This is a genomic window from Haloferax sp. AS1 (assembly GCF_014530665.1).
In the GTDB taxonomy this organism is placed as follows: Archaea; Halobacteriota; Halobacteria; order Halobacteriales; family Haloferacaceae; genus Haloferax; species Haloferax volcanii.
Window position 1 is genome coordinate 2,005,062 of record NZ_SPSA01000001.1, and the last position, 14,414, is coordinate 2,019,475.

General features: G+C 49.2%; 11 protein-coding genes. 6 read left to right on the forward strand and 5 right to left on the reverse strand.

Features of this window, described 5'->3' with window-relative positions:
• Positions 1-313: 313 nt before the first annotated feature.
• Positions 314-706: a putative toxin-antitoxin system toxin component, PIN family gene (locus tag E4P24_RS10635; RefSeq protein ID WP_004062835.1), complete on the reverse strand. Its 393-nt coding sequence runs from the start codon at positions 704-706 to the stop codon at positions 314-316.
• Positions 707-1,192: 486 nt separating this feature from the next.
• Complete coding sequence (locus E4P24_RS10640) at positions 1,193-1,837, reverse strand: hypothetical protein (RefSeq protein ID WP_188148473.1); 645 nt, start codon at positions 1,835-1,837, stop codon at positions 1,193-1,195.
• Positions 1,838-2,128: 291 nt separating this feature from the next.
• On the opposite strand from E4P24_RS10640, the gene E4P24_RS19035 reads away from it, so the two are divergent.
• Entirely contained in the window at positions 2,129-2,356 is a 228-nt protein-coding gene (locus E4P24_RS19035; protein ID WP_115821704.1) for a MarR family transcriptional regulator, read from the forward strand.
• A gap of 438 nt (positions 2,357-2,794) precedes the next feature.
• Positions 2,795-3,103 carry a hypothetical protein gene (locus tag E4P24_RS10645; RefSeq protein WP_188148474.1) on the forward strand — a complete coding sequence of 103 codons (309 nt, stop codon included), beginning with the start codon at positions 2,795-2,797 and terminating at the stop codon, positions 3,101-3,103.
• Between the two features lie 331 nt (positions 3,104-3,434).
• On the opposite strand, the gene E4P24_RS10650 is transcribed toward E4P24_RS10645, so the two are convergent.
• Together E4P24_RS10650 and E4P24_RS10655 are read right to left on the reverse strand one after the other, a co-directional pair.
• Positions 3,435-4,115 carry a cyclase family protein gene (locus E4P24_RS10650; RefSeq protein ID WP_188148475.1) on the reverse strand — a complete coding sequence of 227 codons (681 nt, stop codon included), beginning with the start codon at positions 4,113-4,115 and terminating at the stop codon, positions 3,435-3,437.
• 1,769 nt (positions 4,116-5,884) lie between these two features.
• Positions 5,885-7,033: a glycosyltransferase family 4 protein gene (locus E4P24_RS10655; protein WP_188148476.1), complete on the reverse strand. Its 1,149-nt coding sequence runs from the start codon at positions 7,031-7,033 to the stop codon at positions 5,885-5,887.
• A 104-nt stretch (positions 7,034-7,137) separates the two neighbouring features.
• Here E4P24_RS10655 and E4P24_RS10660 point away from each other — a divergent pair, with 104 nt between their 5' ends.
• Positions 7,138-8,295, forward strand: a complete 1,158-nt coding sequence (locus E4P24_RS10660; RefSeq protein ID WP_188148477.1) for a glycosyltransferase family 4 protein — start codon at positions 7,138-7,140, stop codon at positions 8,293-8,295.
• Positions 8,296-8,448: 153 nt separating this feature from the next.
• Here the strand turns inward: E4P24_RS10660 and E4P24_RS10665 are convergent, their stop codons facing one another.
• Positions 8,449-9,639, reverse strand: coding sequence for a glycosyltransferase family 4 protein (locus E4P24_RS10665; protein ID WP_188148478.1), 1,191 nt, complete (start codon positions 9,637-9,639; stop codon positions 8,449-8,451).
• Between the two features lie 120 nt (positions 9,640-9,759).
• On the opposite strand from E4P24_RS10665, the gene E4P24_RS10670 reads away from it, so the two are divergent.
• The 3 genes from E4P24_RS10670 to E4P24_RS10680 all read left to right on the forward strand — a co-directional run bounded on the left by E4P24_RS10670 (position 9,760) and on the right by E4P24_RS10680 (position 14,341).
• On the forward strand, positions 9,760-11,235 hold the full coding sequence (locus E4P24_RS10670) for a polysaccharide biosynthesis C-terminal domain-containing protein (protein ID WP_188148479.1): 1,476 nt from the start codon (positions 9,760-9,762) through the stop codon (positions 11,233-11,235).
• A 572-nt stretch (positions 11,236-11,807) separates the two neighbouring features.
• On the forward strand, positions 11,808-12,602 hold the full coding sequence (locus E4P24_RS10675; protein WP_188148480.1) for a glycosyltransferase family 2 protein: 795 nt from the start codon (positions 11,808-11,810) through the stop codon (positions 12,600-12,602).
• Between the two features lie 23 nt (positions 12,603-12,625).
• Positions 12,626-14,341 carry a DUF2206 domain-containing protein gene (locus tag E4P24_RS10680; RefSeq protein ID WP_188148481.1) on the forward strand — a complete coding sequence of 572 codons (1,716 nt, stop codon included), beginning with the start codon at positions 12,626-12,628 and terminating at the stop codon, positions 14,339-14,341.
• Positions 14,342-14,414: the final 73 nt, after the last annotated feature.

Below are 14,414 nucleotides of genomic sequence, written 5' to 3' on the forward strand. Positions count from 1 at the left end.
GGCTAGTTCTAAGGTCATAGCGCCTAGCTCAGAACTGAGCGCAACGTCAACAACGTGCGGTAAGTAGTCGAGCATTTTGATGAGTACCCCCTGAGATAACCTTCGGCCGAGGTAGTGGTAATAATTCTTCTGAATTGACCAATCATTGTACAGACATTGATCAGACTGTCCCGTTCAGGGTTCCTACCCAAGGGTTGTTCCACCACTGAGGGAGTCAAATAAACGATACCGGTTGCTGAACTCACCCTCTAAGTTCAGCACGCGATATCTGACAACAGTGATAGAGGTAGAAATAGGAATTCGTCCGTACAGCTCAATCGATTAGTTCTTCGGGTGCAACACCACCGTGATCAAGCAGCTCTCCGTCGAAGGTAACCATGGTCGCATCAACGTCGTTCGCTAATGCGAGCAGCACACAATCCATTGTATAGAGGAGATTGTCTCGCTGTAATTCGTATGCTGCAATTTGGTCGCTGATTTCGGGCGCGTAAATATCTACGCTACTGTAGATATCCGATAACACCGCCTCGACTCGGTCTTGCTCAACGCGCTTTTTCTTCGTCATCACTGACCGAATCTCCATGAGATTTAGAATAGAGGTACAGAACTCGTGGTCTTCGTTGAGTAACTGTGTCGCAATCTCACCGCGACCAGGTTCATCAGTCAAACTAGCGATGAAGACGTTTGTATCGACGAAGACCTTCATTCTCTCTTTCGTTCATCACGTACTGCTTCGACCGAGTCAACGTCTACGTCCGCAAGTCGGCCCGAAAGCAGATCTCCGAGTCGTGGCCGAGGTTGGTCGTCGTCCGACGACTCATCAGTCCAATTCGGTGGTGTTGCGTAGCTACCCATTATCGGTAATTGCAGACGTGCGTGTAAATCGCTTTCTCTGTCTGAGAACTCGTTCCACCAGTCACATTAAGACTGACATCCGTCTGCTGAACTCACCCTCTGTCTGTGTCACACAGGTTCTATCAGGTTCTACGGCATTCAACAGATCCTACTAATCACACCTGTTGTGATTTGTCTCGATGGACTCACCACCACAAACTCGTTTTATTCACTCACACTACCGTTGTCCACAGAGGAGCTTTCTTCAGTGCCGCTGCTAGAACGAGCGTCTGTACCCGCGGTGGGTGTCGACGACCTGTGGCGTGCGTCCGACTATCGATCGTTGATCACACGGTCGCTAGCGCCACCTCATCACAACGTCCGTGATCCCACTTCCACCCGCGGACGCAGATGACGTCTCCGCGAGTTCCGAGACAGCGTGCTCGGTGAAGATGACGCGTTTGGTCCCGCGGCGTTTCACGATCTTCACGCCTGCTTTGCCGAGGTCATCCAGAAAGTCCATCACACGACTGACGGTTTGGGTGTGTGGTGTTCGGCCTTCCTTTGCATGGAGGACGGTACGAATCGTACTCGAGTCAAGTGCGAAGCCTGCGGGGACGTTCGTGGCGTACTCTCTGATGTCCTTGGCGATGAAGCGAGCGCGTTCTTGGTTGGCAGTGAGTTTCGAGAGCGCTTGAGAGGGGAGCCGGATGAGTTGTTGGAGGGGGGAGCGACGTGTGTTGGACTCGTCGGTTGGGGTGTCAGCGGATTCCACGGCGTAGAGGCGCTGTTGGAGATGCTTGCGGTGGTCAGATGCGGCGTCGAGTTTGGCTTCGAGGTCTTCAGCACGGGCTTCGCATTGGGTGAGGGCTTCGCGTTGGGACGCGATTGTCTGTGCCTGGGCTTCGACTGTGTCTTCGAGTTGTTCGTTGTCGTTTTCGAGAGCGTCGACGCGCTCTTCGAGTTCGTCGATCCGGGCGGCGAGGTCCTCGATGGAGGTCATTCGTGGCCCTCCGTACGGGCTGGCTGTGCGACGAGACCTTTTTGCGTGGGTGGTGTGTTCGGAGACATGCGGTTGGGGTTAGACCGCACCGGATCCGTGCTCTAACACGGGTCCTTTCTGAGAGGACTTGGAAATCCGATGAGTCGTTACGCTAATCAACTCAGTCCAGCTACTTCAACTTGGTCACTAACAAGTGATTAAAATCTACAAAGTAGTGATTATTATCTAATATATCGATTCTGTTAACAGGATGTCCTGACTTGAGTGTGTATGCGCAAGCGGGGGGACTGGATGAAGCCAACTGACGACCAGATTCTAGAGATATTGGGTGATTCCGGTCTCGTATTGACGCCTACTGTTGTTGCATTCAATGCTGGATTTGATCGGTCCCACGTGAATCGACGCTTATCTGAATTCGTCGAAAAGGGGCTTGTGACGCGTGTTGAACGTGGTAAATACGAAATATCAGACAAGGGACTTGGCTACCTATCCGGGGATGTCGACGCATCAGAGCTGTAGTAACTGGTCTCTCCTCACTCGTCTCGCGGATCACTCACGAATTCAAAGAGCCGAGTCGGTTCATGAATGAGCTGTACGTGTCCACGAGCCTCAAGCACTTCGAGGCGATTATACACACTGTTGCGTGAGTAGCCGGTCTCATCGACGAGATAGCCTTTCGTCGCAAGTCCCCACGGACTCTCGCCATCACGTCCTCGCTTGAGTACGTCGAGAATTGCTTTGTCCGTGCCAGTAAGATTTGAGCCACTCATAGTCTCTACTCGACCAGCATATGCTATAAAGCATGGCATTACAAATATGCAATTTGACTGGGCATTATGCATAGTATTAAGTCGGTGAAGATCATAGTTGTAACTGAGAAGTACCGGGTTCGCCTTTCGCAGAAAGGCCACGTGCTGTAACACGTGACCGGGTGGCTTCTCAGTCCAGAGTAAGCCAATGTCAACTACGCACACCGCGACACAAGAGCGTACCGTCTCGCTAGCCGAGCAACTCAACAACGCCCTCGCACGCTCGTTCACGCTTGGGATCGACGCCGAGGGCTTCACACACCACTACTTCCGTCCTGCCGACGCCGTCGTCGTCTTTGATGGCCGTACACTCGACCACTACGAGACACTCGATGGCCGGCCGCTTCGCGAGTGGAAGGCGTTCGTCTCCCAGAAGCGTGGGTGGGATTCGATGGGCCAACTTGCACACCTCGGGCTCCGAGTAGATACCGAGCGCAAGGAGACTCCCCGCACATGAGTGTCCACGAAGAGCTACAGATGCATCTTGCCCAAGCGCTGACGCGAACCTCCGAACCCGACGTGCAAGCGCATCTGCACGCCGCGTTGGAATTCTGTCAGGAGTTACCGACGACGGCCGTGGCGTGTCCTGTGTGTGGGGTGGTGGGTCTGCCAGAACGGATTGAGATACACGACTGTCGACGTGGATAAATCGAGTCTCAAACGCTATCAGAGCAAACCTATATTTTAACGCGTAACTACCAACTTCTTTGGTATTATGTATATATGGTATATCTGGGTTGGATCTGTTGGTATCTGGTTCTTCAGACGGACGTGTCTTTCCCAGCCGATCAGTCGAGTTCTGCGAATGCACGAATCGGCATTGCAGCCGTCTGTGATGCCTTAATTGGGACCGCAAACAACCGGAAGGACTCTCCGTGGAGTGCGTCCAATCCGGTCAGATTCTCTACGATGAAGATCTCCTCGTCGAGCAAGCGCGAATGAGCAGGCCGTGACGGATTGCGGTGGTCATCGGCATTGATCGTATCAACACCGACCAGACCCACGTTTTCGTCGATGAGTCTGTCGATCAGTGCATCTGAAATATACGGATACGACCGATACTGCTCTGTATCCCAGTGCTCATCCCACCCGAAATTGAACAAGACTGCTCGGTTTGTGAGCTCTCGATCGCTGGGTACCACCTCAACACCGAGTTCCTCATACGGTTCTAGTCCCCTGGCGTCGACGACGACACCCGGTAACACGAGTTCGTCAATATCCAGATCACCAATGTCACGACCGCTTGGGTAGCGATGATACGGCGAGTCCAAGTACGTGCCAATCGAGGTTTGAAACCTGATCTCTGTGATCTCGAATGCAGACTCTCCATCGTAGAATGATTCGGATTCGTCGTGGGTAAAAAACGGCTCTATCTCTGCGGTATACTCAGTGACTGTTCCGTCTTCGGCTTCCATACGGAAGCCCGGCATCCCATCTTCGAACGAATGGCTGAGATCGACAAAGCTCATAGACGCACGAACGAGCGTCTCGAAGTAAATGGTAGAGGTTTGAACAGACGCTAGCGAGTACGTACAACGGGTTTTGGTCGGTGACGCTCTTCTAGGGAATACCAGCGAGACACAAGCCTCCGATACTACAGTTGTCGTCCTGATCAGCGGCTGAATGCGTGGAACAAAACACATCCAATCATTGTCTTGTACCCCTCCTTCCCAAAATCCAGAATAGGACAGCCCACCAATAGAATAAATGGTATTGAAACTGATCATTACTGATTTTAGCAGGCTATAATTCATTTTTTGATCCTCAGGGAAGACCCCTCGTGATGGACTATCGAGTACCGAAAACTTCGGAGCTGGTGTACCGGACATATGGTTGTTATACCTTCTGGCCCCGCTGTTGTCCACAATACTCTGTGACGTGGACGGTCGAGTTGCCCGCTCAGCACGTCTGGCTAGTCAGCGACGCTGTCCCAATCGTACTTCTCGGCGTACTGTTCGACGACTCGATCACAACAATGCGACAGACACAATCTCTAACTAAATGGACGTTCGACACCGCTAGTAGTGTTCTCAGTCCCCCCACTGTGGTCCGGCGTGTCCCTCCAAACACCTCCGTTTCCCGTCGGTGTGCGTGAAACGCATGTGACCGGGCTCGTGGTGCTCATCGGGCTCATCTTCGGCGGGATGTATCTGTACACTCGCTGGCGTCAGTATCTGCGGTAGACACAGCGACGGACCGCGTTGCACCCTCTCGACGAACAATACCACCGTCGAACTGACGGCCGAGTCAGAGAGTACAGTTCGTACGCTCTCCTCTCTGATGCCTCGCGCTTTCAACGACGAACGAACGCAGGCGAACTGTACTCTCTCCCGTCCCACTTCGGCCATCGCGTTCCGAGTGAGTGAGTACACTTCGTATGCTTTCCTCAATATGAAGCGTTCTACGAGGGGGGAGGGTGCGGAGCTTTGAATGTATCGCGTTGTACAGGTCACCGCAGATGCGATGACGACATGACGGTTCCTCGGGGAGTACCGTTTCGAGTGTATCTCCACGACTTCGAGTGTATCTGATCTCGTGTCCTTCGCATCGGCCTCGGAGTCTCTGTTGCCGATTTCGTGTGTACCACTTCCTGAGACGCATCTAAACAGATGAAGTCGTGGGGGTCAGACTTTCGTCCCGGATTCTCAGAACGATTTCTTTGCAGTCTATTTCCTTCGTTTCCGGTATACGAACTGGTTCAGTTTACAGTTTGGTTGTCACCCCCCATCGCTTCATGTGTTCTTGTGGTTCGTCTCTATCCACAGCAGCGCTGCACTACCACCGGGATCTCCGTCTCGAACTGGCTTCGACTCGAAGATATTGGCATCTTGAACCCCTGTATGGCTGCTAAACAGATGAAGTGGTGGGGGTAGAACGATTACTAACTCCTCTCGGCTACCTGAACAGCCATGACCAACAATGTTGGAGACTCTCCCACCCCACCACTTCATCTGTTCTGACTATCTGCACTGTTTCTGTGTGGTTTGGGGGCTCGATAGTTCGGGTGGTCGCTGGCTCTTAACCATCATTGTCAGTCGTAGACAGATCACACGGCATAGAACAGATGAAGCCACGGGGGGAGGGAGGACCGGATCGGACCGTTCTGTGTGGCTCATTCGACGGCCGGTTACGGTGATACGACGGACACAATCAACTAACTACATCGATGCTCGCACCGCTATTCGCGTCTCGCACTCTCCCCCCGTGGTCTGGCGCGTCGCTCGGTCCCCAACGAACATCACCACCGACCGTCGATAGCGCGCTCGTACGCCTTCTCCGCTTGGTCGGCGACGCTGTCCCAATCGTACCGCTCAGCGCGTTTCGTCGGCTCGGTCGGCGGTGTCTTCCCCGCGAGTGCTCGGTCTAACGACTCGGCGACTGAATCGACGGTTGGCTCAGCCAGATAGCCCGCGTCACCGATGACCTCACTCGCCGCGGATTCGGGGTGTTGAACGCCGATAACGGTACAGTCGGCGGCCATCGCTTCGGCGTAGGTGATGCCGAATCCCTCTCTCGTACTGGGCGATGCGAACACGTCCGCGGCGCGCATCTGTCCCAACACGTCTTCGTACTCGTCGAGGAATCCAAGCATGCTCACCCGGTCGGCGTGGTCCAACGCATTGGCCTGTCGTTCGAGACGGTCGGCCTCCGGGCCGTCGCCGACGACGCCGAGGGTCACGTCGTCGTAGTCGTCGGCCACGCGGTCGAACGCGTCGAGGAGGGTGGAGACGTTCTTGTCGGCGATGAGTCGCCCAGCAAACAGCACGTCGAACGAGTCGCCGTCGTCGGGGAGCGGGGCGTTTCGAATCTGGTCGACGTCGATGCCGTTCGGGACGACCTCGATGGTGTCTCTGTCCCGGCCGGTATCGGCGAGGCGGTCGGCGGTGATACCCGAGACGGCGATTGGGTGTTGGGGAACTCTGACGGTGAGGTGTTCGGTGAACTTGCCGAAGGGGGCGAGCACGCCGAGGTAGTCGTCCCAGTAGTCGCCCCACACTTCGTGCCAGGTCGTGACGACGGGCACGTCGGTCCCGAGGGCGGCGAGCTTCGAGGAGAGAACAGGGAAGTACGGAAAGACGGAGGCGACGACGAGGTCGTGATTCTCGTCGTGGAGTCGTTTGGAAAGCGGGTAGGCGAGTCGGGCGGCGAAGTCGAGCGCTTCGGTGATGGAGCGGCGGTCATCGGTGTAGAGGTCTGTTTCGGGGGCGACTGCACGGAGGGTGACGCCCTCGTGAGTCGTCTCCTTTGGGCCGTCCCAGAAGTGCCGGCCGTAGATGGTCACGTCGTGGCCTCGTTGTGCGAGTCGGGTGGCGATTTCGTGGATGCGCTTTTCTGCGCCACCAGTGATGTAGGGATAAACGACGTTCGAGATGAACGCGAGATTCATGTTCTACCTCGCGTATTTGAGTCCAGCATTCGTGTTGGCAGATGTGTCGTGTAGATAAGATAAAAAAGAAACTATTGTGTATGTGCCGGGAGATGGTCTCACCGATGAAGATACTTCAGACACCTGTCCGATTTCCCCCATATATCGGCGGTGTTGAGTCATATACCCACGATATGTCAAAAGAACTTGTTGAACTGGGGCACGACGTGACTGTTCTCTGCGCGAAGGCCAAAGAGGAGTCCGCTTACCGAGAGGTAATTGACGGTGTTGAGGTCGAGAGATTAGACGATATCGGCAAAGTTGCGCAGACAAATATCATGCCACAGTTTCCGATTTCAGTTCTGCAGCATGCACGCGAGGCAGACATTATCCATACACACATTCCCACCCCTTGGACTGCTGATTTCAGTGCACTCGCGGCTAAACTCACCGGGACTCCGCTAGTCGTCACGTATCACAACGATATCGTTGGGAACGACCTGCTTGATTACGTTGCTTCGGTTTACAACCACACCGCACTACGGTTCACGTTGGCGACGGCAGACAAGATACTGATCACGCAACCAGACTACTTAGAAAGTTCAGATCACCTGCATCGGTATGCTGAGAAAGTTGAGGTGAACAGCAATGGTGTTGACGTGGACACGTTCCGGCCGATTGATGTTGTCGATGAAGACGTGGAGCGACTTGGATTCTCGAACGAATCTCCCAATCTATTCTTTTTGAGCGTTCTTGACGACGTTCACGAGTACAAAGGACTCGACGTTCTGCTGGAAGCTATGTCTCTCCTTGTAGAGAGAGATGGTACGACTCCGAGGCTCGTTGTCGGCGGGGGAGGTGAACTAAAACCGGAATACGAATCTCTCGCATCTGAATTAGGTGTCTCTGAGCATGTGCATTTCACCGGATACATCCCCGATGATGACCTTGTAACCGCGTATAATATCGCGGATTTATTCGTGCTTCCCTCGCTCTCATCTGATCAGGAAGGGTTTGGTCTGGTAGTTCTCGAAGCGCTTGCGTGTGGGACTCCTGTTGTTACGACGGAAGTTGTCGGTGTCTCAGACGAGATTGAATCGAATCATTTGGGTACCCTTGCTGATGTTGGTTGTGCGGAGTCACTGGCAGAGTCGATATCTATTGAATTAACTAAAAAAGATAGGAGAGGTCAAAATGGACGAGATCTATGCGAGAAAGAATATTCATGGGAGTCGTCAGCGAAGGAGTTAGTAAGGATTCACTCTAATTTGATATCAGGTTAGCCACACTCAAAACGTTGACTCTATTGAAACCGATTCATATCTGGCGATTTACTGAGGTGCGAGTTTCCAATAATATCCGTGGAGACATGAATGGACCTTATCAAATTAGAGATAGACGAGTTGATGCCTGCTAATGCGTCAGTCCAGTACTGACTAGCCAGTCAGTTCCCGATACAGCCCTTCAAGCTCTTCCACGTGGTCCTCTAGTGACCGATCCCAGTTTTTGACGTTATCTGTAAGCCGAGTAGATTCTGCCATGTTTTCTTGAATCGTTGTTCGAAGATCTTTCCGATCGTCGGGAGTGAACAGGTATCCACGCTTTCCGTGATCTACGAGTTCGGGGATTCCGCCGATATCTGCCCCGATGACCGGCGTATTGTGCGCAAAACTTTCATAGATGACCATGGGAGAGTTATCGTACCAGCGAGAGGGGACAACAGTGTAATCGGCTTGGTGGTATTTCCGCTCTAGTTTTTCCTCGGAGACAAATCCATGAACTGTGACATGTTCATATTGCTTAGCCTGTTCTTTCAGTGACTCTGTCTCAGGCCCTTCGCCGAGAATATCCAGTTTCACACCTTTCTCCTTCATCGGTCCAACGGCATCAATCAGCAAATCAACGCCCTTCTCGTATGTATGCTGACCGACGTACAGGAGGTTTAAACGGGTATTTTGACTAGTTCCGTCGTCTGGTTCCTCAGTTATTGTTGATGTTGATCCTAACTGGACTCGGCGGCACGGTACGTCCTTAAACATCCCCAACTCGCGGTGTTTGTCGATGATGAACTGTGACGGGGCAATTATCATATCGACATATCGGGAAATAATTGTGTCGTTGTATCTGTAGTAAGGCACGGCCAACTTTCCTGGATTGATCGGTTCTCCATCAGCGAAGAGATTTGACCGAAGATGGATCGAGGCGTAGTCATGGAGAGTATGAATGGTAGGAACACCAACACTTGCGGCTGCTTTAAACACCCCTGTAGAAAACCCTCTGTAGTTGTGGATATGGATGATGTCTGGGTCAACCCGTCCAAGAATCTCTTTTATACTTAACGTTGCATGAGGGTTCCAGAGGTTGATGCCATGCCTGAGTGCCTTCTTCCAACTTGGGACATCTTGAAAGTGGTATGGTGGGTAAAGATTAAACGGTTCAAAACGGTGAACATCCACCCCGTCGTGGAAAGAGCGGCGAATATGAGATAGTGGTATGTCTGCACCAGTTGTAATGACATTCACTGAGTGCCCTTTCTCAACAAGGGTTGAGGCGTCAGCGTGAGCATGCTTCTCGGCCCCACCGATTACCTCTGGCGGGTATAGATCTGATATTATGCAAATGTCCATGTTATCTAAATTTGTTGATGCTACCTGCTTGTAAGAGTTACCAAAAGACCACTATCCATCTGTCTCTGAGTTAGAGAGTATTTACGAAGAATTATCCAATAACACCGGTATTGCTAGTTCATGGGTCGTTCATTTCTAAAGAGCGTCTTGTCAATTGCAGGGGCCCAAGGATCGATATTATTTATTGGTGCGATTTTCACGCCATTGCTAGTTCGATTGCTTGGGCCCGAAAGTTATGGTCGCTATGCAACTCTATTATCCGTATTCGCTTTCGCAAACTTCTTTATGTCATCCGGCACGAATGGCGCAATCCGAAAGTTCATCTCAGAACGAGATGATGTAGTATGGCAGCAGGCGGTTTTTGGACGGATCGCATTTGTTGCCGCGGGGCTTGCGCTTTTGATATTTTTCTCATTCATTATGGCCGCGGCTTCAGGAACTATTCAAGAAGTTTTTGGAATAGACTATGTTATTTTATTCTATCTCCTAGCTATCTATTCGGTTGGAAGACAAGTAAGAGAGTTCACTCTCCGGACACTAATGGGCCTCAAGCTAGAGACATATTCGGAGCCAATCAAAGTTCTTCAGAAACTGGTATTTGCCGTACTTGCGCTATCAGCAGTCTGGTTTGATTATGGTGTCGTTGGAATCCTTACTGCAGACATAATCACAAGCGCGATAATATTTCCAATTACTGTCGTTATTTTATCGAAACATCTGAATCTACTCGGTGTCGCCGATACTAATCTTTCATCAACTACGAGAGGTGCGATCTACAGATATATTGCGGGAACTATATTTTTCATGCTTTCATTGATGTCTTTTTACCATATTGATGTTCTGATCCTGCAAAACTTTGAGGGAGAGCGGGTAGTTGGATACTACAAAGGCGCACTTGTGATAGCCGAAAACCTTTGGATGGTTCCAGTAGCTATTGAAATGGCACTGCTTCAACGTATTTCGAACCTTTGGCATGAAAACAAATTCAAACAAATTGAAAGGTTGGCCGGCAGAGCAACCCGATTTTCCATTTCAATTACATTGCTAATTGTGCTTGGAGTCGGTGCTTTGGCCGATCCTCTTGTAACCTTGTACTTAGGATCAGATTTCCAACCCGCAGTATTTCCATTATTACTTTTACTGCCAGGGATACTATGCTTTGCCACTATTCGTCCGATTCTCGCAATAAATCAGGGCCAACGGTCGTTACGTCCGTTGATTGTCGGAACGAGTGTTTGTGCTCTGTTAAACATCGTTTTGAATTTACTTCTGATACCAAAATATGGGATGCTTGGAGCGGCAGTAGCAACCTCCACTGGGTACTCAACTCTCGTTTTCTCTCAATATAAGGTCGCCCATTGGCTGGGGTATAACCCCTTCCCAGACATTCGCCTTCAACAGTTGCTCATGACTGGCGTGATCTCTGCAATCCCCATATTTGGTCTTGCAGCAGTTCTTCCACCACTCCTTAGCTTGATAATTGTTCCCTTAGTTGGTTTCTTTGTATACTGTGCGGCTGCTCTTACAACTGGGCTTATCGATATTAAAGAGTTAAAACCTGTAATCAATTACTTGCCAATTGAACCCAATTATTGACTTTGATTCTGTTTGACTACGCGAATTTTAGATCAAAGTCAGTCAATTACGTCGGCTAGGCTCAGAATTTCGTCCAGTAAGCGTTGAAATTATGATGTTTCTGGCGATTCCACAGAGAAATATCTTGGTTAATACCTCATTCTCGTTAAATGAGTCAGAATGTACTCGTTTGTATCGGGAGCAGTTGCGACGTACAGTCAGGGTTGCTGGTTGTTGATTCGAATCGTAATTTGTGACCGTGACGCGATTCGGTTTTTAATTGTCGACTGTAAATCGGCCTTCTGTGACTCAATCATGGACACTTTTTGAGAACGTTCTACACGCAACTCTTCAAGGATTGAGACAGTATTCGCCAGCAATATCCGTTAACTACAACGGAATACCGAGCTTCATCGCCGGTTAGGATATCCACTGTTGCTCCACAAACTCCAACACAATTCAGTCTATGTACCCATTGAAGTAAGTGAGTTCTGTGCAGGTAGAAAGAAACCAACCCGCTCACTCTTCATGCTTAAGTAAACACAAAAGACGACCTTCGGTAGAATGATTAGACGGCGAATACTGGTGTAACTATGGAATCGCTCACAGTGTGTACCCCAACCTACAATGATGTAGACACTGTACATCGCGCGCTCAGTAGCATCGAAAATATTGCTGATGAGATTGTTGTACTTGACAGTTTTTCTGATGACGGAACACGGGAAATTGTTTCCAGATACAATCAATCAGTTATTTATGATTATGAATTTGAGGGCTTCGCAGACTTGTTTCGAACGGCTGCCTCAAAAGCATCAAACAAGTGGGTTTTATTTGTGGATGCCGACGAAGAAGTTCGAAATGGCCTGAGGTCGGAGATTAAGAATGTTCTTAAGTCGCCAACAAAAGATGCATATCAGACGACAAAATGTAACCGTATGTGGGGGAAGTGGATGCACACTCAACACAAGCCACGCCCAATATTAGCTCGAAAAGATGCACTTCAATGGGACGATGCACTTGTTGGTGAAGAGTGGTTAGTTCAAGAGGGTTATGATACTGGAACACTATCAAACCCAATTCACCATTACGCCTATGACAGCATCGACGAATATATTGAGAAATGGATGAGGTATACTTCAGCTGATGCTCTTACTGAAGTGCGACAGAACTCTAAACCATCAGTCATATATTTTTATTTGAAAGGTGTCTTGGCTGTTGCTTACCGATACTTGTGGGAACGCGCGATCTTGGACGGATGGCAGGGCGCTTTTTTTTCTTTGATGTCTGGAGTTTTTTATGTAGTTGTCGATGCGAAAATGAGACAAATAAATTCGATTAAAAAGAATCATGATGATTGGGAGGAGTGGTGGATCGAGAATAAATTATGAATAGTGGAAGATATATGCCTCAGATGAGTAGCCTCCCACGAGAAAGACAGTGGAAGATTTCTTGCGTCCTACTGTTACTTCCTGTACTTGCTACCGCTTCGGGTTTATACCTATCAAAGACAAACAATTCAATTCCATTGATGATAGTTCTGGTTATTATCTCTGTTTCTCCTACCATATTATTTCGACTTGATGGAGGAGCATTAGAAACTGGTCTGTATGGTGTTTCACTTGCGTTACTTTTCCAGAATACGATGATTCATAGAAATCTACTTGGCGGTGACGCAGGCCATGAATACTATTTAGCAAATATCGTGTTCCATCATGGATGGGATCCAAATGCTGCTATCGCTCATAACAATCTCATTCGTCTAACTATTGGGCATCCTATATTTGCCAAAGTAACCGGTATGGACCTGATCTGGTCGTTTAAGCTTGCCCACCCAATTATTATTGCAATCATACCACTGGTATTATATAAAATTTCTAAGATTTACTTTAATAAGTATGTTTCTCTCTCTAGTGCACTCACATACATCTTCCTGCACCCATACTTCACGCGGTTAGCTCGAGATACAAGAACGGGGACCGCAATGTTACTGTTCGCCGTCCTTGTGCTATGTGTGTTAAAATTTAGACACAAAATGAGAGGCGAGAAAGGATATCATCTTACTGTTCTGATTCTCGGTCTTGGTCTTATTTTCGCTCATGAAGGCACGGCAATACTCGGATTGGGAATGATCCTGCTAACTATAACTGTTGAACAATTTTTCAACCCGCGGCCCAGAGATGTCATACTATTCACCATTGTGGGTATTATGATGTATCTGGTATATACTCTGACCGTAGACGGGAAAATGTTTGTTACCGTTGTCTCTGTAGTGTATGAAGTAACGACACAAATATCCTCATTTGGTCTGTCATCCGGATCTGCCGCCTCAAGTGCAGCAACAGCAACACTAGAATCAATAACTTACGAAGTGATACGTTTTGAATTCATAATTATATTTGGGCTCGCTGGATTTGGGTATTTATTTTTATTGTATGATAACATTGAAACCGGCATGAGAGTTAGGAATCTTGATTTCTTATGCCTGTCTGGGTCTAGCTTCTTACTTATTGCTGTATCTTTTGCTCCGTTCACAATATTCGGGGTTTCTAGAATTTCGATGATTGCCGGCTTAGCTGTTGTTCCTATTTTCACCTATTTGGTGTTATCGTCCCGGTATATCGACAAGAGAATTATGTGCATAGTATTGTCACTGATGCTAGTTTTAAATTCAGGGGTATTTGCGGTATTCGCTGGAGAGCGTTCACCACAGCCGAATCTTCAACGGGATGCTATAGAACCTAAAGATAATATCGAATATTTCCATCTACGATCTGGTTGGGCTACTGATGGAGAAGTAATTGCCTCGGATTGGTTGCTGTCTCACATTCAGAAGGATGAAAAGATCTATGCCCCGAATGGTGCAGGTGGGTTCCAGAGTTACTTTTCAACAACCGAGATATACACCGAGCGGCCACCTGGAAATGTCCATGATCTTGCATGTAATACTACAAATCCAGGATATCTCTATCTCAATAAGTACGCCGTAGATACTGGAGTTGCCAGGTCGTTATCAGCATCATACACCAGTACAATTGAGATAAACACCAACACTAGTAGTTATGACATATACTACTCAAGCGGACACGGAAAAGTAGGCTGGTTACCAAAGAATCAAAGACTCTGCTGACTCATCCCTTTATAAGAGACGTTAACAAAGAATTTGTGCCATTTCTGTATCAGAGCGCAAAACATTTTGTGGG